Source organism: Sphingobacterium siyangense (genome assembly GCF_023277505.1).
GTDB lineage: Bacteria > Bacteroidota > Bacteroidia > Sphingobacteriales > Sphingobacteriaceae > Sphingobacterium > Sphingobacterium siyangense.
In genome coordinates this window covers 3,017,555-3,039,433 of the sequence record NZ_CP080574.1, presented here as the reverse complement: position 1 = coordinate 3,039,433, position 21,879 = coordinate 3,017,555, and the positions used below count along the sequence as shown (strand labels likewise).

The following is a 21,879-nucleotide window of genomic DNA, read 5'->3' as shown; positions in this document are numbered from 1 at the left end:
TTATTGAATTATTCCATTGACACAGTTCATGTTACAGTCTCTAATATTCTTATCGATACAATTTTTATTAGTTAATTTTAGCTTTAATTTATTCATTTCTCGTGCAATAGCTTCTTGTTGTGTTATAGCATATTCTTCGGTTTGCTTTATTGAATAATGCCCTAACATTTCTTTAACTACATGAATTGAAACACCATTATTTAAAATAATTGTACTTGCAAAAGTACGACGGGCCTTATGGGTATTTAAAGTTTCATAAATCCCACACAATTCACCAATTTCCTTTAAATATTCATTCATTTTCTGATTAGAACGGCCTGGTAGAACCGCTCCTCTTTTAATACATTCAGGATCATTACTATATTTAGCAATTATCTCAAGAGCTTCTGGTAATAAAGGAATATCAGTTCCAGATTTTGATTTTTGTCTGCTAGACATGATCCACATACTTCCATCATCAGCCTCTTTTATATCGTTCCATTTTAATTGAAAAGCATCAATATAGGATAATCCTGTATAACACTGAAAAACAAACACATCCCTAACTACTGCTAACCTTTTAGATGAAAACACCTTTTCTTCAATCCGCTGTAATTCAGCCTTTGTCAAAGGTTTCTTTATTATCTTTGTTTTCTTACTGGTAAAAAGTTTAAACGGATCTTTAGGAATAATTTCTTTAGCTATTGCGCGAAGAACTATCTTCTTAAAATTACTAATATATTTCAATGAGGTATTGTTCGAACAATTTCTGATAGTTTTTAGGTATAATTCATAATTTTTCACGAATTCATAGTTTAGTGCAGAAAACGAAAGATCTTCACGTCCATATTTATATTTAATAAACTCTGCTACATGAGAACGGGCAGTAACATATCTTTCACGTGTTCCATCAGAATACTCTCCAGTTTTAACTAAAGCAGCTATCTCATCATTATGTTCCAGAAATTCTTCTAATACGGAGTTATGACGTTTGTACTTACCATTCACAAAATCGATAAGATCAACAGCCGTAATAAGCTTATCATTATTCAGCAGTTCTGTCCGATAGCTGTTAATCTTGGTCCTAAATGAATCTAAAAAGAAATTGAGCTCTTTAGCATCCTCCTTGGTACCTATAGCTTTTTCTTCCTTTTGGTTCCATCTTGTAACATCCCACTGTCGTTTTGTGGAACATTCTTTTGTAATTCCATCCACCGTAATTCGAACATAGACAAGGCGGATAGTTCGGCTTTTTTCTCTTGGGCTCTTTAGAAAGAAGGTTAGCCCATAACTTTGTTCTAACATAATTAAACTTTTTAAGGGTTATAAATGTCGAACCAAAGATTTTTTCAGTTGTCAATGTGGCATTTTGTGGCACATTTTTGCAGAAACTCAATGTGCCACGAATGTGCCACAAAAATTATGAGTATTTTTGAAAATTTCAGCAATTCCCATAAACAAAAAAATCCTGCAAATCATTGATTTTGCAGGATTTATCTATTTTTTAGTGCTTTTTAAAAATTTTAAAATTTGCACCTGGCGGAGAGTGAGGGATTCGAACCCCCGAACCTGTGACAGTTAACGGTTTTCAAGACCGCCGCATTCGACCACTCTGCCAACTCTCCGCGACAAAAGTACGAATTTCCACTCTCCTACCAAATTTTATTTTACATATTGTGCTTATTGAGCTTTTATAAACTGAATATCAGCACTAAATTTTACATCGTCGCTCACCATTACCCCTCCTGTTTCCAATGCCGCATTCCAATTAAGGCCAAATTCTGAACGTTTGATTTTGCCCTCTACAATAAAACCAGCTTTGGTATTTCCCCAAGGGTCTTTTTGGATACCTGCAAATTCTAAATCAAAAACGACCGGTCTAGTGACATCACGAATAGTCAAATTTCCCTTAATTTGTTCATTTTCTAAACTCGTTGCCTCAAAAGTAATGGTGGGATATTTTTCCACATCAAAAAAGTCTGGACTTTTTAGATGTCCATCCCGTTGTTCATTACGCGTATTGATGGACGCAGTGTCAATAACAACTTTCGCTAGGGCATTTTTAAAATCTTCGCCATCGGCATCAACATCTATTTTAAAACCGTCAAAGTTTCCTTTAACGTTCGTAATCATCATGTGTTTAACTTTGAATTCTATCTCGCTATGTGCAGCGTCTAGTTCCCATTTTCCTTGTGCCATAATTTTATGTTTTTTCTATTTGTTTAACAACACAAAGGTAACAGCAGTTTTATTCATTTTGTTTGACCTAGATCAATAAAATAATCTTGTTGAAAAGCAATCAGTTATTGAAAAACCACAAAAAAAAGTTGGCGATATTTTGGAAATATAACACAAATGTCTACTTTTGCATTACCGAAAGCGACGCGCCAATAGCTCAGCTGGATAGAGCATCGGTTTTCTAAACCGACGGTCTCAGGTTCGAATCCTGATTGGCGTACTTAAAAGCCCCTTTATTCAACACAAAGGGGCTTTTCTTTTTATACACTATATGGTTTCAAAAGTTAAGATTCATTAAAATCTCATCGATATGGCAGTCGAGCTTGAAGATGAAAATAAGCTAAGGTTTCTCACTTTTAAATTGACTATATAGAAGAAAAGCAACGAAGGCAAGTATGACAATTAAAATAACATTCATATGGTTATATTTTAGGTTAATAATAACCTAAATAATAAAAATAGATAAGGCCGAGCAAATGCTTCGACCTTATCAAAAGTAATTTCTGATTATCTGGCGCTGATTGACCCCGGGACCATCTAAATGAACTGAAACTATGATGGTGACTTACATGGTATTTATGGATTAAACCTATTTCTTAACAAACTCGCGTACGCGCTCATCTTTAATTGCACCAGACCAGTTCAAACCATAACCAAAATCGTAAGCATGTCCGGCTTGATCAACATATACCTCCATATCAAAGGGCACATCCTCTGCTTGCTTCTCTACTGTAGCCATATTCGCTGGCATTTGAACCGGTAAAAGACCAGATGGTTCATACTTTCCAAACATAACATCCAATACAGCCTGTGTCGATACACCAAAATTCAAGACAATACCAGAGACTTCCTTTTCAAACTCGGCAAATACCATCGGCTTGTTGGCAGTTACAGCAACCAGAATTGGTTTATCTTTCATCATATCCTTCGTATCCAATATCGTCTGAAGATCCATCACATTAGCAGCAGTCACCATTTTATTCTTATAAGATCTATTCTTAATCGACGGATCGATTACTGGATCACCCGCAGCAATGCTCTCCGCTCTTGCGTTTGAGGCTGTATAAGTGCCATATTGCAAGGAAATGGGAACATATCCATTTCCACCATTCTTGCGATCCCTTTCACTATACCCACCTTCGACACTGATCGGGCTCTGTACAAACACGACTGCAAGATCAGCTTCATTGGGGTTATCGGTTACATCAGCATATTTCCGCAAGAGATCGATGTTAACGGGGTATTCCAATCGCGCCTGTGTATAGTTTCCCCACCAATCTTTCATTGCTGCCTTATACATCTTCGGAACATAAACTTTCTTCCGTCCACGAATAGGCAATTGCTGATTACTATTCTTTAGTAAAACAACGGACTTTACCTGTGCGTCGTAGCCCTCCTTCATATAGAGCGGATTTCCGACAGTGACACGACTTTCCTCGACATCCAAATATGGATTTTCAAAGAGTCCTACCCGGAAAATATTTAACAGAAGCCTTCTAGCGGAAGCCTCAAACCGTTGTCTCATAAATTTCTGTCCGTGCTCTTTGACACCCAGTTCATAGGCCGACAAAACAGGAGCCTTATCGTTATTGCCTCCAAATTGATCTACACCTGCCATTAATGCTTTATAATGACGCTCTGCCACCGACAGCTGTTCTACCCCCCAGGGTTTACCTGCAAATCCATCTGGTTTAGGCGCTTCATCTCCCGTAATCAACCAGTCCGAACAGATCACACCATCATAACCGTAGGTGCCGCGCAACAAGTCGGTAAGCAAATATTTGCTATAACCATTTCCCACATTTTCACCATTCTTCTCGTCTTGACCAAAAGAAATCGTATAATAGGGCATAACTGCGGCAGCTTTGCTCGTCTTTCCTGTCAACTGAAAAGCTCCATTGACAAATGGAATAATATGTTGCTTCAGATTATCACCTGGATATACCGCAAACTTTCCAATAGCCCAATGGCTGTCCCGACCACCTTCCTCAGGCCCTCCACTGGGCCAATGTTTCACCATAGCATTAACACTCTTATACCCCCAGCCTAAGGCAATTTCGTCTTTTCCACTCGACGTCTGAAAGCCATCGATATAAGCTCTAGCCATGGCTGTGGTCAACTCGGGGCTCTCTCCGAAAGTCATACCAATGCGGTACCAACGCGGCTCGGTACCCAAATCTATCTGTGGCGATAATGCCGTCGTGATGCCCAATGATCGATATTCTGAAGCCGCCACTTGCCCAAAACGTTTGACGATAGCTGGATCGAATGTCGCCGCCATCGCAAGTCCATCCGGCCACATCGAAATTTGCCCCCCTGCCCCCGCATTGAACTCTGCACTGACAACAGCATTATGACGTGGATCGGAACTATTATTCGCCGGAATACCCCATCCCAACCCTTCCACAAAACCCTGCAACTCATTATTCCAGCGGGCAGCGGTTTCCGGATCTTTTACTGCTGTTAATAGGACATGCCTAAGCCCATCCTTCTCCAGAAATTCGCGCTGCTGATCGGTCAGGGCCCAAGGTGAAACAATACCTTCCTGATAGTTTTTGCCTTGATAGGTGCCTGCCATAAATCCAAAGGCGGGTGCTGGTAAAGCTTGGTGTCTGCTGTATAACATAAGTCCAGCAATCTGATCAACAGATAATTTTGAGGCGAGATCTTTGGCGCGCTCTTCTGGTGTCAAACGCCAGTCTTCATAACGATCTAATTTCCCATTTCGATTAAGATCCTTAAATTTATTTCCAGCAATGCTTAGGATCTTCACTCCCGAAGTTGTCGAATAACCCAATACAGGACCATATTTATTCTCAATCTTTTGATAAACCTGGCCTTGTGCCGAAAACGTTAAAAATAGACTGGAAGATGAAGCGAATAGTAGTTTCCTTGCGTTCATATAATCTGTTATTTTAATAAATGAGTTCGTAGTCAAAACGTTCGCCTTATCGGCAATAAAAACATTTGGCTTGATACGTTATAATCAGTTACTTGTATTGCTTCTTTATGAAGCAATACAATTGTACAACCTTTTTGTTCAAATACAAAATAAAATCAACGAAATAACACAAAAAGCTAACTATCAATCTATTGATTTAACAAAAAAGCCCCTAATGTAATTTTTGACACAAGGAATTGTTCGACTTTTATCGGCCAACTTGCCTCCCATTGAGATATTTTTTTGTAATATTAACCCAAAGACAGAAAGTACATGGATTTCAGAACACAGATTATTAACGCATCGGCAGAGAGTTATGAAAAATTTCTACCTCACATTTCTGTAGACACCGTCGTCTTTGGCTTCGATCAAGGTTCTTTGAGAATCCTTTTACTAAAAATGAACTACAATAAAGAGTGGTTTCTTCCTGGAGGTTATGTGGGGAAAGAGGAGGATACTGACGAAGCGGTCAAACGTGTACTTTATGAACGCTCGGGTGTAAAGGATATCTTCTTGGAAGAATTTGCTGTATTTGGAAACCCACAGCGCAGCCAGCAATCCTTTGCGGATTACCCTGACACACTGTGGAACAAACAGCGTTTTATTTCAATTGGTTACTACGCGCTGGTAAATTACAAACATGTTGTTCCTCAACCTGATTCCTTAAGTGAGACCTGCCAGTGGATCGACTTTAAGGACATCACTGAACTTAATATCACCATGGACCACCGCAAAATCATCAGCAAGGCTCTTCGGACTCTTCGCGAACGGCTTTCTTACAAACCAATAGGATACAATTTACTACCAGACAAGTTTACACTGTCCGACTTGCAAGGGCTCTATGAAACAGTACTTGGTAAAAAACTTAATCGAGGCAATTTTTATCGTAAAATGAAAAACATGGGCATCCTTCAAAAACTTGACGAACAACGGAAAGGCGGAGCCCACAAAGCTCCCGACCTCTATAAGTTCAACGTGGAAACCTACAAGAATATCTTACAGGAAGGTTTAAATACCTGGTAGTACAATCACCAACACTTTGATACCAAATTTATAATACACTACAGCCTAGTCACCGCTGACACAGGCCAACATTCTACCATCGGCTAAACTAACCCGCAAGAAACTGAGATGCGCAGTACAGAAGTCCAACCTTTACAATTGATCTATACAATATATTTATTGACAATATTTTCCAAATCTTCCAAATCAAAAGGTTTAGATAAAAAATCATCCGCTCCGGCACGATCTGCTAGGGATTGAATATCGTTGTTTGCCGATACGTATATTACGGGAATATGGCTAAAACGCTTATCTGATTTAAGCAATCTAGTCGCTTCAACACCACCTATGTTTGGAATCCAGTTATCCATTAAGATAAGGTTGGGCTCTGCAGATTCCACCTTTTGGATAATATCATGTGAAGTTTCGGAAACTTCAACATGGAACCCTAAATCTGTCAAAACAACCGTTATAACCTCCAAAATAATGGTATCGTCCTCAAATATCAATACCGTTTTTGCTTTACTCATATAAAATAGTTTATGTATACCGTCATTGTTTTACATCAGACACAAAAAGATTCACGTCTGCCTGCACCCCCCTATAAGGTATAAAGTTTTTTCCAAATTTTTTGATCCCCTACAGGTGTAAAGTTATGTTGAATACCTGAAAATCGTATGGTTTCTTTACTACCTAATGCCAAATATCCTAAATTTTCTAGACTCGCGTCGAATAATTTAAAGACACGCTCTTGCAAGTCCTTATTAAAATAGATCAAGACATTACGACAAAGGATTAATTGAAAGCTATTAAATGAGGTATCAGATACCAGATTATGGGTAGATAAAATCATTTTTTGCTTTAGATCGGCATTGAATTTCGCCCATTCATAATTTGCTGTATAATATTTCGAAAAATCCTGTTTTCCTCCAGATTCTATGTAATTCTCAGAGAAAGATTTTATCTGGCTCAATGGATATACACCATTCCGGGCAATATCAAGTACCCGTGGATTAATATCCGTTGCATATATCAATGACTTGTGATACAAATTGGCCTCTTTTAGCAAAATGGACATCGAGTAAGCTTCCTCTCCTGTGGAGCAACCAGCAATCCACACACGGATCAACGGGTATGTACCCAATTGCGGTAGAATTTCCTCCCGTAACTGACGAAAGAATAAAGGATCCCGAAACATCTCAGTTAAGTTAACGGTAATCTCTTCTACAAAGTGTTGCAAAAATGCAGGATTGTCCTTTAATACAAAGCGAAGTTCGGCAAAGCTTGCCAAACGGTCATTCGTCATAAGCCGATTAATCCGCCTCTTCATCGAGGCACGGCTATACTGCAAAAAATCATACCCGTAGTCTCGATAGATATCTTCAAGCAAAATATCTATTTCATGGTCTTTTATGATACTATAGCCCAACATTTAGATTAACCGTTCAATTTCACCCATCAATTTATCGACATCAATCGGCTTCGAGACATACGACTGGGCTCCAGCTTCCAAGCATTTCTCCCGATCTCCACTCATCGCTTGAGCCGTCACGGCAATAACCGGAATTTTGCCTATAAAACTCGAATTGCGAATTAGCTGAATCGCCTCATAGCCATCAATTTCAGGCATCATCATATCCATCAATATCAACGCCACACCTTTATTCGCCTCCAAGATCTCAATAGCCTCGCTCGCACTTGTGCTGCTCAACACCTGATATCCCTTAGCTTTTAACGTCAAACGCAATGCAAAAATATTGCGTTGATCGTCGTCCACAATTAATATTACCTTATGTTGATCCATATATCAGTTGTCCTCAATTTTCATATAACCACACACGCAATAAAGACAAGAGTTGGTCGATATCCACCGGCTTCGAGATATAATCCGAAGCTCCTGCCTGAATACACTTTTCACGATCCCCGATCATCGACTTTGCCGTAACAGCGATAATTGGTAATCTTGCATAGTCAGCATGTTGTCTGATATTCTTAATCGTCTCATAACCATCCATCTCAGGCATCATCATATCCATCAGTACAATATCAATGGGTTCTCCGGACATTAATACTTCCAACGCTTCTTTACCATCCATCGCGGGAATTACCTTCACTTGAAATTTCTCCAATGCTTTGGTCATCGAGAAGATATTCCTAACGTCATCATCAGCGACAAGAACCTTCTTGCCCTTTAATACGTCGGTCAAAGCTCCAAGCCCATTGTTCTTCCTCCTAGCGTCGTCTGAATTATTAACCTCAATCAAATGAAGAAACAGCCCTACCTCATCCAGAATCCGTTGATAAGAATGAGCCGTCTTTACAACAACTGAGTCTGCATATTTTTTAATTTTCAACTCTTCAGCCTTGGACAAATTCTTGCCTGTAAAGATAATGATCGGCAAGTTCTCCAGTCCTTCATGTTGTTTGATTGCTTCCAACGTATGGTAGCCCATTTCATCAGGTACTCCCATGTCCAAAATCACACAGTCCACATCCGCTGTACGTAAAGCTGTAATGCTATCCTCTACATTATCTTTTACTTCAAGTGATATATTAAAACTACTTAAGAAATAAGACAATGCACTTGCATGCTTTGGATTTTCTTCAACAATAAGCACCTTCTTCGGCGAACGACTTAACGCCGATTCAATTCTTTGGAATACCGAAGTCATTTGTTCTAACGCAACAGGCTTATTAATAAAATCGATCGCTCCTTTTAACAAACTTTCTTTCTTCACCTCAAGCGAAGACATAATATGAACCGGAATATGCCGCGTAGCCTTATTGCCCTTCAATTGATCCATGACAGCCCATCCATCCATAATTGGCAATTGAATATCGAGCAAAACAGCAACGGGGTGATATTTTTCAGCGGCTGGGAGTGCATGGTCACCACGCACAACAACTACACCTTTATAGTTTTGCGTATGGGTATACTTCAAGAGTGCCTTCGCAAAATTAATATCATCCTCCACAATCAAAATCACCTTATCCCCCTCTACAACCGTATCCCGATCATCTGGAATCTCCTCCGGGATCCTAATCGTGACCGGATTATAACTATCTTCTTTAACAATCTCAATGACCTCTTCTACTTCCGAAGATATCTCCTCAACCAATTGCTGCTCTTTGGTCAATATCTCTTTGACTTCAACTTTCGACTTCGGAATAATAAACAAAAACGTACTGCCTTTGCCTACTTCGCTTTCCAACCGGATCTCTCCACCGAGTAAGCGCGCGATTTCGCGGCTAATGGAAAGCCCCAATCCAGTACCACCAAACTTCCTTCTCGTTGAGCCATCAGCTTGTTGAAAGGCTTCAAAAATAATCTTTTGCTTTTCAAGTGGTATACCAATGCCCGAATCGACTACAGCGAACACCAATCGATCGCTATCGCTTGGATCTTCATAGATTTCCAGACGTACTTCGCCCTCTTTGGTAAATTTAATCGCATTTGAGATCAAATTACGGAGTACCTGATCGATGCGAAGCCGATCTCCCTGAAATCTCCGGTTGACCTTATCGCTGATATTCGTCTTTAGCAGCAAACCTTTTTCCTGTACAATCGGCAAAAACAAACTATTCAAATCCGACAAAATATCATTCAGATCCAACGACGCATAATCCAAAGTCATCTTACCGGATTCAATTTTGGAAAGATCCAGAATCTCATCAATCAATGTGAGCAAACTTGTTCCCGAACTTTGTATAACTTTGGCTGACTCAATCTGATCTGAATTCAGATTTTCCTCCACATTCTCGGACAATAAGCGCGACAATAATAAGATCGAGTTGAGTGGCGTACGAAGTTCATGGGACATATTAGCCAAAAATTCCGACTTATATTTGGTACTTAGCGCCAGCTCCTCAGCTTTTTGTTGGATCTCCTGATTCCTTTCCGCAATCATCAGATTCTTATCCTCAAGCAAACGCGAGCGCTCCTCCAGCTCTTGATTGGACTGCATCAGTTCCTCATGCTGCACTTTAAGTTCTTCCTCCGAAGATTGCAAACGCAATGTTTGCGCCTCCAATTCAGTATTTAAGCTTTCAAGCTCGGCATGTTGGGTTAATAGCTCTTCAGATTGCACCTGTGTTTCCTCCAATAAGGTCTGGATTTTCGCCCTTCCTTTTGCTGAAACTAGTGCAATCCCAATCTGTCGGGAACATTCACTCAAAAATATCTTTTCCACTGCAGTAAAACTCTCCATTTGACCAACCTCCAATACACCCAGCACCTGATCATCAACCAGCATTGGTAAAAGCTGAATATGAGGTACATTGATTTTTCCGTTGGCAAAACTCACGAGATAGTCTGCCGTATTTAAATTATTCAAGGTCTTTGGTTCACGATCCGTAAATACCTGACCGATATATCCTTCGCCAGGTAAAAAATATTTTTGTACCTGTTTATCCAGTCCATACGTTCCTGCCAGCTCCAACCTTTCATTATTAAAGATATAGATTGCACCACTAACAGCCCCCATATATCCGATCAGGGTTTTGATAGAATCGACCGCAATCGTTTCTTCACTCTTATTCCCCACCAACCCTGTATAGAGTTTTGCATAACCGGCATGCAACCAGTCGTTATCTTTAAGTTGGTCAAAAGATTTCTTCAACGATTTGGACATTCGGTTGACCGATTTGGCTATTGCTCCCAAATCATCATCCTCTACCTCTTCTGCTTTGACGTCATATTCCCCCAATGCGATGCGATTGGTTATTTTTTGAACGAGATTTAATCGTCTTGAAATCGCTTCATCCTTGTCACGAAGTGATTTTTCTAGCAAAGCGCGCTTTTTGAAATCTGCCCGTAACCTGAAATAAAAATAGCTGGTAATAATGAGAGAAAGCAATGCACTGATAACGATAAAAAGTGTCGTGATAAACGACGAATTGTCCAGATTGGTAGATTTCTGATTGATTGTATCGTCTTCATTTTGGATAATGTCATTAATAATCGTGCGACATTTATCCATAGCCGATTTACTAACATCCAACTGAGCCAAGCTAACCACACCACCGTTTCTTTTAGTATCGACGGCCTCCTTTAAGACTTCTATTCGCCATTGCGCAGCAGTTAACAGACTATCAACACGAACTTTTTGCACCGGATCCATCCTGGTCAGCGTCTCTATAGCCTTTAATTCTGTGGGCAAGCTTTCTAATGCTTTATTAAAAGGTTCTAAATAGCTTTCCTTTCCGGTCAAAAGAAAACCCCGGTTTCCTGTCTCAGCTCCTTGTAATGCAATGAGTAAATTATTGGATGTACTGATAATCTTCCTTGTCACACCAAGCTCCTCACGGTATTTATTTTGTTCCTGAATACCAACATAAGATGCAGTAGAACTTATCAGCAATATGACTAAGGAAAAACCTATTCCGACCGTTAGATTATTGAGTGTCTTACTATTTGGCATCTAGAGGTAAATTTAAAGGTAAGGTAAAATAAAATGTCGCCCCTTGTCCACCCGAACTTTCCACAGCAATGGTTCCATGATGGGCGCGAATAATTTCAGCACAGATATAAAGTCCTATCCCAAGCCCCTGAAAATCGAACGACGTTTCTTCCACACGATAAAATTTCTCAAACACATCACCTTGCTTCTCTTCTGGAATGCCGATCCCAAAATCTATTACACTTATTTTCACGTTGCTGTCTTCAATAGAGCAGTCAACAATTACTTTTTCAGTTCCAGCAGCATATTTATATGCATTCGTCAAAAAATTAACCAACACCTGCTCTAGACGGATCTCATCACCATAAATCTGTACGTCCGTAATATCCCCTTGCCGGAAAAGCTTCATGCTGCTTTGGTCATGCGTTTGAACAATGGAGTCCACGGCACTTTTGACCATATGCTCGAGAGAAAATACCTTTTTATTGATTAGCAGCTTCCCATTATCGATCTTTGACAGATCCAAAAGATCAGAAATAAGACTGTTGAGTTTGTCAACTTGGCCCTGAACCCGGGTTACATACTTTGCCTCAGCACTTTCCTCCTCCAGCTTAAGTTTACGGTCGAGCAATTGCATATAGGCTTTAATACTTGTTAAAGGTGTTTTCAACTCGTGACTCGCGATACTCAGGAACTCATCTTTTTCCTTTTCCGCTTTTTTTTGTGCATCGATATCTGTAAAAGTCCCGACCCACTTACTCGCTCCATTCTCCAAAATTGGCCACACACGCAAAAGCTGATATAGGTATTCCCCACATGGCCTCCTTTGGATACGTACTTCCATTTCCAAGGGTTCTCCAGAACGAAGACTCGCTTGAAGCTCTTTTTCGATTGATTGATCGCCAGGATAGATCTGTGGGAATTTTGAGGCATCATCAGAAAACTGAAACCAGCGACCATTCACAAAATCAATATTTCCTACACTGTCACAGGTAAAAGCAATTTGAGGCAAAGACTCCAAAAGCGTATGCAAATAGTCCACCTTAGACCGCAGTTCCTGCTGTGCCTGCTTGCGCCGTTCTACCTCAAGTTCTAAAGTTTGTTGAATATCTTTAAGCGCTTGGGTCTGTTCATACAGCCGATAAAATGTCTTAACTTTCAACATCAGGATGTCGGGATCCACAGGCTTGGTCACATAATCCAATCCACCCGAATCATAACCCTTGGTGATAAAGCGTTTATCCGTATTTACAGCAGACAAAAATATGATCGGAGTTTCCTTTGTTTTGCTAAATCCCGCTATATTTTCAGCGACTTCAAAGCCATCCATATCTGGCATCTGAACATCCAATATGATTAATGCATATTTATATTTTAAGATCTTTTTTAAAGCTTCTTCCCCTGATTGAGCGGTATCAACTTTAAAATTTTTGGATTCCAGTAATTTTTGCAAAGAGTAAATATTATCCGGATTATCATCAACAATTAATATCATAGTGTATTAAAACTTAGCATCAAGGTTAACAAATCTAAAAAAATTAACTGAATACCACCAATCGAATTACGGAAAACCGCTGGCAAAAAAAAGCGCATGAAATAAGTAAAACTTTAGTCTGTCAAAGCCTGTTTTAACAAATATGATACGTTTTACATCAAAAGGCATATACTGCATTCCCGGTAAGTTTTATCTCGACCCATGGAAGCCTGTTGATTTGGCTGTTATTTCTCATGGCCATGCAGATCATGCCCACTGGGGAATGAAGAAGTACCTCTGTCATCATTTCACAGTCAATATACTTCGGAGCCGGATCGGTCCAGATATTCAAATCCAGGGAATCGCTTACAATGAACCTGTCCACATCAATGGTGTCAGAGTTTCTCTGCACCCCGCCGGACATATCATTGGTTCTGCCCAGATTCGCCTGGAGTATAAAGGTAAAGTCGTCGTATTTACTGGCGATTACAAAATTCAGGAGGATGGCTTATGTACACCATTTGAGCCGATGAAATGCCATGAGCTCATTACAGAAAGTACTTTCGGTCTTCCTATTTATCGATGGGAGTCTGTAGCGGTACAAAATGAACGACTGCAATCTTGGATTAAGAACAACCAAAGCAATCATAAGACATCCGTATTTATAGGGTATTCGCTTGGAAAATCGCAGCGTATTCTAAATGCTGTACATAAAATGGGTCCAGTATATGTACATTACAGTATTGCTAAATTAAATGAGGCCTACAGCCAGGCAGGTGTAAAACTACCACCCTATCAGATTGCGGACGTAAAATCAGCTCCAAAAGAACTAGACAAGCAGATTGTATTGCTTCCGCCAGCACTGCTGGACAGCCAGCTCCTTCAAAAAATACCCAATGTTGCCTATGCCATCTGTTCGGGCTGGATGCAAATCCGTGGGGCGCGACGATGGCGCAGCGCAGATGCTGGTTTTGCGATCAGTGACCACGCCGACTGGTCAGGTTTATTGCAGACAGTACGTGGCAGTTCGGCCGAAAAAGTATATGTGACCCACGGGCAAACAGCTACCTTTGCCAAATATCTCAATGAAATCGGCATTGAAGCGGAAGAGGTCACCACACAGTATGGTGATGAAGAAGATCCCCAAGTCCAAACGACTTAAGATAGCTTATGAAAGAATTTGCAACATTGATACATGCTCTCGACAGCAGCAACAAGACCAATTTGAAAAAAGAGGCTGTTTTGCATTTTTTCAGGGAAGCCTCTGACAAAGATAAACTTTGGTTCCTCGCTTTGATGACGGGGAAAAGACCGAAACGGAGTATCGCGGTTAAAGACCTCAAAACCTGGACTTTAGAAATAACAGAAATTCCCGAATGGTTATTTATTGAATCCTATGCTGCTGTAGGTGATCTATCCGAAACCTTGGCTCTACTTTTGCCATCGGCATCGCAACTGATAGAAAAAAGCCTTAGCGACTGGATGGATGAAATCATTGCCTTACAAAATGCATCCATTGCAGAGAAAAAAGCTTTCGTTCTTCGATCCTGGAACGGGCTAAGCACCGTCGAGCGCTTTATTTTTAACAAACTTCTGGGCGGAAGCTTCCGTTTGGGCATTTCAGCAAAAGGCTTAATCAATGCCCTTGCTCAATATACAGGTACTGAGGCGAGTGCGGTAGCGCACAGCATCATGGGCGATTGGAATCCACATGAAGTCGAATTTGAAAAACTTATTCATGGAACGTATAGTGATACCAATCTTTCCAAACCTTATCCTTTCTGCCTCGCCTATCCTATTGAAAAAGAACCGGAAGAACTAGGGTCAATTAAAACATGGCAAGTCGAATATAAATGGGATGGAATACGCGGCCAGCTTATCAAGCGCAGCGGAGACATACACATCTGGTCACGCGGGGAAGAACTTGTTACAGCCCAGTTTCCCGAAATTACTGCAGCCCTCAGTCAATGGAGCGGAAGCTTTGTGCTCGATGGAGAGATTCTTGCTGTTAAAGACGGCCGTGTACTTAACTTTTCCGATCTACAAAAACGGATCAATCGCAAAACAATCCCAAAAGCTTTGCGTGAGGAAGTACCTATTGCAGTCTACCTTTATGATCTCTTGGAACTGAATGGAATAGATCTCCGCCAGGAGCCACTTGCATACAGGCGTGTACAGCTGGAAGAACTTTATGCAGCCAATCCGGGTACCGTATTAAAACTATCACCGTTGATAAATGCCGAGGACTGGACAGCCCTTCAACAAATCCAAACTGCAGCTCGCGAGCTTAACAGTGAGGGCATCATGCTCAAGAAAATGGACTCACCTTATTACGCCGGTCGCAAAAAAGGAGGCTGGTGGAAGTGGAAAGTCAATCCGATGAGTATAGATGCTGTACTCATCTACGCACAAAAAGGTAGCGGTCGCCGGAGTGCACATTACACAGATTATACCTTTGCCGTAAAAGATGGCGATCAGTTGGTCACGATCGCTAAAGCCTATTCGGGACTTACAGACAAAGAAATCCTTGAAGTAAGCCGGTTTGTCAAACAAAATTCACTGGAAAAATTTGGCCCCGTCCGCACGGTTAGACCCGAACTTGTCTTTGAGATTGCCTTTGAAGGGATAGGATACAGCAAAAGACACAAATCTGGCGTAGCATTACGCTTCCCAAGGATTTTACGCTGGCGAAAGGACAAAACAGCGGCAGAGATCGACACCCTTGACGATATAAAACAATTGATTCAATAAAAATTTGAGACGATAAAACAGCGTGAACGAGAAGATAGCACATAGTGAAGGATTTCGAATTGTCAACAATTATTTCGAATCCCAGGGAAATGTTCCCTTTAGCTTTCAGACCAAGGCCTGGGAGAAATACGCGCAGGGATATAGCGGACTAGTTATTGCACCAACAGGATTTGGAAAAACCTTTTCGTTATTTATGGCGGTACTGATAGACTTTCTTAATAACCCGGATCAGCACCAGAAGGGTTTGAAGCTACTTTGGGTAACACCCTTACGCTCATTGGCTAAAGATCTTGCACGAGCAATGCAAAAGGCCATAGACGATATTGGGCTGGACTGGGTCGTTCAGGTTCGCAATGGCGACACCAATCCGAAAGTAAAAGCGCAACAGACGCGATCGATGCCCGATATTCTGCTCGTCACTCCCGAAAGTCTTCATTTGCTGCTCGCACAAAAACAACGGGATAAGTATTTCAAAAATCTCCGGTGTATCACGGTGGACGAATGGCATGAACTGATGGGCAACAAACGTGGTGTTATGGTCGAACTGGCGCTCGCCTTCCTCAAATCGCACTATAAAAAGATGCGCGTTTGGGGGATCACTGCCACCATAGGCAATCTCGAGGAAGCTATGGAGGTTCTGTTGCCAACAGAAAAAAAACGTATCGAAATTGTCGCTAAAGAGAAAAAGAAGATAGCGATCAAACCAATTTACCCCAGCAAAGTGGAACTATTGCCCTGGGCAGGACACCTCGGTGGCAACCTAGCGGACCAGGTCGTCCCCATTATACTCCAGAGCAAAAGCACAATCCTATTTACCAACACACGCAGCCAAAGCGAAATGTGGTATCAGCTCCTTTTACAGGCACATCCAGATTTTGCCGGACAAATCGCCTTACACCACAGCTCTATTGATGCCAATATCCGCGAATGGATCGAAGATAATCTCAGCAGCGGCAAACTTAAAGCAGTCGTGTCGACCTCTTCCTTGGACTTAGGGGTAGATTTCAAACCCGTTGATACAGTCATCCAGATTGGCTCGAGTAAAGGTGTAGCCCGGTTTATGCAACGCGCTGGAAGAAGCGGCCATAGCCCTTTCGAAACCTCTACGATTTATTTCGTCCCTACGCACTCCCTGGAGCTCATCGAGGTCGCCGCACTGAAGGAGGCTGTAAAAACGCAGACGATCGAAAACCGGGACCCTATGGTTCAAACTTTCGATGTGCTTGTTCAATTCATGGTAACCATCGCCCTGGGTGGGGGATTTCGTTCGGAAGAACTGCATGCGATCGTCGCCAATACCCATGCCTTTCGCTATATGGATCAGGAAGAATGGCAATGGTGCATGTATTTTATTACCGCAGGGGGAAAAATTGGCAAACGCTACGAAGAATTTCACAAGGTTATCCAAGATGAAGAAGGTAAATGGATCATCAAAAATCGTCGCCTGGCACTTCTGCATCGACTCAATATAGGCGCTATTGTAGGGGACGCCATGATGCGCGTGAAGTTCCTCTCCGGTGGTTATATCGGCATGATCGAAGAATATTTTATCAGTAAACTCAAAAAAGGCGAGCGATTTATTCTTGCGGGACGCGTCCTGGAACTTGTGATGGTCAAGGAAATGACCGTATTCGTAAGAAACTCGTCGGGTAAAGCCATTACTCCAAGCTGGCTCGGGGGTAGACTTCCCTTATCGTCCAATTTAAGCCATTTCCTTCGTAAAAAATTGGCTGCAGCAACAGGAGCTCCTTCCAGTGAAAAAGAGCTTCATTTCCTGGCACCATTGATCGAAAAACAGACCGAACTTTCGGCCGTGCCTAGCGAAGCGGAATTTCTTGTCGAACATATCAAAACAAGAGAAGGACATCATCTCTTTTTCTACCCTTTGGAGGGTAGACTGATCCATGAGGTCATGGCAGCGCTCGTCGCCTATCGCATCAGCAAATTGTACCCCATCAGTTTTTCTATGGCCATGAATGATTATGGTTTTGAACTCTATTCCGACAAGGACATCCAACTGAGCCAATCACAGCTCGAAGAGGTCTTGAGCCGTAAAAATCTGATGGAAGATGTTATCAGCAGCATCAACTCCGCAGAAATGGCCAGCCGTAAATTTAGAGATATTGCTGTCATTTCGGGATTGGTGGTTCAAAATTATCCGGGTACACAGCAAAACAATAAATCCCTACAGGCTTCATCCGGAATTATTTTCAAGGTATTAATGGAGCACGACCCGAGCAACCTACTCCTCAAACAAGCTTTTAGCGAAGTGTTCAACCAACAATTGGAAGAATATCGTTTAATAAAAGCATTCGACAGGATAAACAATAGTAAAATACGTTATACCTTTGTCGAAGAGTACACGCCACTGAGCTTTCCGATCAAGGTCGATAGCCTGCGGCAGTCGCTGTCGAGCGAAGCACTGATCGAGCGTATCCAACGGATGGAAAAGGCCAACATGCAAAAAAAGAAACGTAGAAAATGAAGATCAAAGAGCAAACAATTACCTTTAATAAGCAGCAATTAATCCTTAACAATCAACGCTCTATATTTTGGAAATCAGAAAAAACATTGATTCTGTCCGATCTGCATCTTGGCAAAGCAGCACATTTCAGAAAGCACGGTATTGCAATCCCCATGGATACCACAATAGCCGATCTCAATCGACTCGAGCGCCTAGTGGATTATTATCAGCCCGTTCAGGTTATTGTTGTTGGAGATTTGGTTCATGCAGGTATCAATCAAGAAGTGCTACTATTGGAACAATTCAAAACGAGATATCCAACGCTTCTCCTCCACTTGGTCAAAGGAAACCATGATCGCCTGTCGAAACAAATGACCGATCGATTTAACATTCACCAACATGACGAAATCTTTGAACTGCAGCAGATACAATTTAAACACCACCCCATCGATGCGGAAGATCAATCTTCCTTCAGGATTAGCGGCCATCTGCATCCAGGAGTCAGTATTGTCATACCACCGAGAAGGCAGTTACGCTTACCCTGTTTTATGGTTTCTGATCATCAAATTATCCTGCCTGCATTTAGTAAGTTTACAGGGCTAGACAGTAAGGAATTATCTACAGCGTATCAATGTTATGCAATCACAGATGACCTGATCTTTCCCATCCAAAAAAACAGATTATAAAAACGTTTTATGACATTTTGAATTCACCATTACATTTTGAGTTCACCTGGCGAGATCCCATAATATTTTTTAAATGCACTGCTAAAATTATTCTGATGACCATAGCCCGTCAACAGGGCCACCTCATAAACCGTCATTTTATCTTCGAGCAGATAACTTTTGGCTTTTTCCATACGCACCCGTGTGAGGTAGTCGTGAATGGTCACTGAAAAATATTCCTTAAAGTCCTTACGTAGTTTACTTTCACTCGTCAGCACCTCTGCTGCCAGTTCTTTTTGCGTTGGTGGATTGGCAATACGCTGTTCAAGAATCTGTCGCGCCATCTCCAGTCGCTGCACATCCTCCTCATGAAAGAGCGAATCACTGCTTTCCGTTTTCTCATTGTATTGCTCAAACTGATACATCAGCAGCTCAACAACACGTGACTCCGTATGTAATCGACGGATCTCCCCTTTCTTTTTAGATTCAATCAGCTCAGTTATGGTATGCTGCATCTCGTAGGTTGCCATCAGATCCTCCTCCGAAAATGACACATACTCTCCCTTTTCGATCTCATGCACAAATTGCTGATGCAATAACGAATCGCGTTTGATCAGATTGAGGTAATACTCTTTGGAAATAACGGCTATAAAATACGTGTATTCAATACCAGGTTCCACTTCATGAATGGATTTGACCGAAGGAATGTAGCGTATATTATGCCGGCTCATGCCGTAAGGCAATTTGCTATCTGTCGGCTTAAAAAAGATAAACTGGCTGGTTATGGTCTCGCCCTCGATCTCCGTAAGCACCTGCACTGGCCGATCAAACTGCATTTTCGAATGCAAGATAAACAATCCTGAAGTCGATAGCTGAAAATTCTCCATATGGACAGGATCTTTGGATATGGATATCCTATTTTCGACCAAAGGTTTGTCGGGAACATAGCCATCCGGAATTTCTTCTTCAAAAAGCCAATCTGCCAACTCTACTATTTTACTTTTCACCAACATGATTACAAATCCTAAATAAGCCTGAAGCAGTTAAAATTAACGAAATAAGATGGTATTCTAAAATTATTTATAACCTTTCTAAATAACACAGTTAATCCAAGTCAATATCCATTTCCTCCAACTGAACATAGGGTTTCAATGTTCTTGGATTCATAATGACATTGGACTCGACCGAAAAGATGGTATAGATCTCCTTTTGGGCCAATACCTCCACCGGGGTACCATGAAAGAGCTTTCGGCCATTTTTGAGCATCAGAATACGATCGGCATACATGGCGGCAAAATTGACGTCGTGCACAATCAGCACCACCATAAATCCTTTTCGGGCAAGTGCCCGTGCAATGGCCAGTACTTTCTGCTGATAGTGCAGATCCAATGCTGAAATCGGTTCATCCAATAACAACAACGCATCCGGATTATCCCATACCTGCGCTAGGATCCGTGCAAGATGAACACGCTGCTGTTCACCACCAGAAAGACTCAAAAAATCCCGTTCAGCAAAAGCAGATACCCCACAAAGTTCCATGGTTTCGGCCACGATCTTATAGTCCTGTTGCTTCGGACTATTCTTATAATGCGGATACCGTCCCATCAGCACAATCTCTTCTACACTAAAACTCAATGTCATCTGCTGCTGTTGACTCAGTAAAGCCCTGCATTTGGCCAAAGCCGCAGGCTCGTATGCCGACAGTGCCTTGCCATTGAGATGAATAGCTCCCGAATCCGGCTTTTTTTCACCACAAAGCACTCCCATCAGCGTCGATTTACCCGCGCCATTGGCTCCTAGGATTGCCAGGATTTCCCCTTTGCGCACCTGAAAGGTAATATCCTTCAGGAGCTTTCGTCCGTTCACTTCGTAGTTGATCTTCTCTACACGTAGCATAATGCGATTATTTTTTAAGCCTCTGCCAAAAGACTATTTATCTTTGATTAAAATATACAAGAATACCGGTGTACCCAGTAAAGCCGTAATCACGCCAATGGGCAATTCGATGGGTGCCACGGCGACCCGGGCAATCACGTCTGCCAATGTCAACACCAGTGCCCCTAATAGTAATGAACCAGGAAGCACAAATCGGTGATCCGCCCCACCCATCAGGCGAACTGTATGTGGAACAATCAATCCCACAAAACCAATAATGCCCGACACCGCAACGGATGCTCCCACAGCAAGCGTGGATAAGACAACCACCCAGCGTTTGACGCGATCAGTACGCATACCCAAAAGATCTGCCTGCAACTCCCCGAGTGAAAAAGCGTTCAATGACTTTCCAAAAAAAGGCAAGATCAGCACCGGGATCAAAATAAAGGGAGCCAAAGCCCTTAGGTTATCCCAAGTAGCCCCGCCAAGACTGCCCAGCATCCAAAAAGTGATGGTACGTAACTGTTGCTCCGTCGACATATAAGTCATCAAACCCGTCAGCGCACCAGCAAAGGCATTGATGGCAATACCCGCCAACAACATCGTCGTCACATTTGGACGACCATTTTTACTGGCGATACGGTAAACCAAAAAAGCGGTTAAACCAGCGCCCACAAAAGCACCAAAAGCCAATATATAATATCCAATCCAGGCCGCTAAAGAGGTGAAAAGAAAAGTCTCAAAGGCAATAATCAGTACCGCAAAAAGGGACGCTCCAGAAGAAATCCCGATCAACCCTGGCTCTGCCAATGGGTTGCGGAATATACCCTGGATCGCAGCACCCGATATACCAAGTGCTGCACCCACCAAAAGTCCGAGCAAAAGACGCGGCATACGAATCTCAAAAAGAACATCTCCTTGCATATTGTGCACAGCTTCGGCACTCCCAAAGTGCAATTTTTGCATCAACATCGTTAAGATATCAGCGGACGGAATATGGTAGGCCCCCATCCCCAAGGCAACAATACTTACAACACCCAATACCAGGCCCAAAGCCAATAGGATAAATTTCTGTTTCTTTTGCACCGGCT

Annotated in this window: 16 protein-coding genes and 2 tRNA genes; 6 read left to right on the top strand and 12 right to left on the bottom strand. The window is 41.8% G+C overall.

Features of this window, described 5'->3' with window-relative positions:
• From K2F45_RS12270 to K2F45_RS12260, 3 genes are all read right to left on the bottom strand, one after another.
• Nucleotides 1–1,284: a site-specific integrase gene (locus K2F45_RS12270; RefSeq protein WP_248933718.1), complete on the bottom strand. Its 1,284-nt coding sequence runs from the start codon at nucleotides 1,282–1,284 to the stop codon at nucleotides 1–3.
• Nucleotides 1,285–1,516: 232 nt separating this feature from the next.
• Nucleotides 1,517–1,604 (bottom strand) — tRNA-Ser (locus K2F45_RS12265).
• A gap of 55 nt (nucleotides 1,605–1,659) precedes the next feature.
• On the bottom strand, nucleotides 1,660–2,178 hold the full coding sequence (locus K2F45_RS12260; RefSeq protein WP_075992444.1) for a YceI family protein: 519 nt from the start codon (nucleotides 2,176–2,178) through the stop codon (nucleotides 1,660–1,662).
• Nucleotides 2,179–2,363: 185 nt separating this feature from the next.
• On the opposite strand from K2F45_RS12260, the gene K2F45_RS12255 reads away from it, so the two are divergent.
• Nucleotides 2,364–2,437: transfer RNA gene (locus K2F45_RS12255), tRNA-Arg, on the top strand.
• Nucleotides 2,438–2,806: 369 nt separating this feature from the next.
• On the opposite strand, the gene K2F45_RS12250 is transcribed toward K2F45_RS12255, so the two are convergent.
• Entirely contained in the window at nucleotides 2,807–5,119 is a 2,313-nt protein-coding gene (locus K2F45_RS12250; RefSeq protein ID WP_248933717.1) for a glycoside hydrolase family 3 protein, read from the bottom strand.
• A gap of 312 nt (nucleotides 5,120–5,431) precedes the next feature.
• Here K2F45_RS12250 and K2F45_RS12245 point away from each other — a divergent pair, with 312 nt between their 5' ends.
• Nucleotides 5,432–6,181 carry an NUDIX hydrolase gene (locus K2F45_RS12245; RefSeq protein ID WP_248933716.1) on the top strand — a complete coding sequence of 250 codons (750 nt, stop codon included), beginning with the start codon at nucleotides 5,432–5,434 and terminating at the stop codon, nucleotides 6,179–6,181.
• A gap of 143 nt (nucleotides 6,182–6,324) precedes the next feature.
• Here K2F45_RS12245 and K2F45_RS12240 read toward each other — a convergent pair whose 3' ends face one another.
• The 5 genes from K2F45_RS12240 to K2F45_RS12220 all read right to left on the bottom strand — a co-directional run bounded on the left by K2F45_RS12240 (nucleotide 6,325) and on the right by K2F45_RS12220 (nucleotide 13,054).
• On the bottom strand, nucleotides 6,325–6,690 hold the full coding sequence (locus K2F45_RS12240) for a response regulator (RefSeq protein WP_153847546.1): 366 nt from the start codon (nucleotides 6,688–6,690) through the stop codon (nucleotides 6,325–6,327).
• 71 nt (nucleotides 6,691–6,761) lie between these two features.
• Nucleotides 6,762–7,592 carry a CheR family methyltransferase gene (locus K2F45_RS12235; RefSeq protein WP_075992440.1) on the bottom strand — a complete coding sequence of 277 codons (831 nt, stop codon included), beginning with the start codon at nucleotides 7,590–7,592 and terminating at the stop codon, nucleotides 6,762–6,764.
• Entirely contained in the window at nucleotides 7,593–7,964 is a 372-nt protein-coding gene (locus K2F45_RS12230) for a response regulator (protein ID WP_088161415.1), read from the bottom strand. It abuts the gene before it with no gap.
• Between the two features lie 13 nt (nucleotides 7,965–7,977).
• A complete protein-coding gene (locus tag K2F45_RS12225; RefSeq protein ID WP_248933715.1) occupies nucleotides 7,978–11,580 on the bottom strand; it encodes a response regulator in 3,603 nt (1,200 codons plus the stop codon).
• Nucleotides 11,570–13,054, bottom strand: a complete 1,485-nt coding sequence (locus K2F45_RS12220) for a hybrid sensor histidine kinase/response regulator (protein WP_248933714.1) — start codon at nucleotides 13,052–13,054, stop codon at nucleotides 11,570–11,572. Before K2F45_RS12220 ends, K2F45_RS12225 begins: the two co-directional genes overlap by 11 nt.
• Before the next feature lie 142 nt (nucleotides 13,055–13,196).
• Between K2F45_RS12220 and K2F45_RS12215 the strand changes: the two genes are divergently transcribed.
• From K2F45_RS12215 to pdeM, 4 genes are read left to right on the top strand one after another with little or no spacing between them, the layout of a single operon-like run.
• A complete protein-coding gene (locus K2F45_RS12215) occupies nucleotides 13,197–14,195 on the top strand; it encodes a ligase-associated DNA damage response exonuclease (RefSeq protein ID WP_248933713.1) in 999 nt (332 codons plus the stop codon).
• An 8-nt stretch (nucleotides 14,196–14,203) separates the two neighbouring features.
• On the top strand, nucleotides 14,204–15,784 hold the full coding sequence (locus K2F45_RS12210) for an ATP-dependent DNA ligase (protein WP_248933712.1): 1,581 nt from the start codon (nucleotides 14,204–14,206) through the stop codon (nucleotides 15,782–15,784).
• Between the two features lie 22 nt (nucleotides 15,785–15,806).
• Nucleotides 15,807–18,269, top strand: a complete 2,463-nt coding sequence (locus tag K2F45_RS12205; protein WP_248933711.1) for a ligase-associated DNA damage response DEXH box helicase — start codon at nucleotides 15,807–15,809, stop codon at nucleotides 18,267–18,269.
• The gene (gene pdeM, locus K2F45_RS12200) at nucleotides 18,266–18,934 is read left to right on the top strand and encodes a ligase-associated DNA damage response endonuclease PdeM (protein ID WP_075992434.1); all 669 of its coding nucleotides are present in this window, start codon (nucleotides 18,266–18,268) and stop codon (nucleotides 18,932–18,934) included. Before K2F45_RS12205 ends, pdeM begins: the two co-directional genes overlap by 4 nt.
• A 29-nt stretch (nucleotides 18,935–18,963) precedes the next feature.
• Here the strand turns inward: pdeM and K2F45_RS12195 are convergent, their stop codons facing one another.
• The 3 genes from K2F45_RS12195 to K2F45_RS12185 all read right to left on the bottom strand — a co-directional run bounded on the left by K2F45_RS12195 (nucleotide 18,964) and on the right by K2F45_RS12185 (nucleotide 21,874).
• On the bottom strand, nucleotides 18,964–19,926 hold the full coding sequence (locus tag K2F45_RS12195) for a helix-turn-helix transcriptional regulator (RefSeq protein WP_075992433.1): 963 nt from the start codon (nucleotides 19,924–19,926) through the stop codon (nucleotides 18,964–18,966).
• A gap of 91 nt (nucleotides 19,927–20,017) precedes the next feature.
• A complete protein-coding gene (locus tag K2F45_RS12190; RefSeq protein ID WP_075992432.1) occupies nucleotides 20,018–20,809 on the bottom strand; it encodes a heme ABC transporter ATP-binding protein in 792 nt (263 codons plus the stop codon).
• 33 nt (nucleotides 20,810–20,842) lie between these two features.
• Nucleotides 20,843–21,874, bottom strand: a complete 1,032-nt coding sequence (locus K2F45_RS12185) for a FecCD family ABC transporter permease (RefSeq protein ID WP_075992431.1) — start codon at nucleotides 21,872–21,874, stop codon at nucleotides 20,843–20,845.
• Between the last annotated feature and the right edge of the window lie 5 nt (nucleotides 21,875–21,879).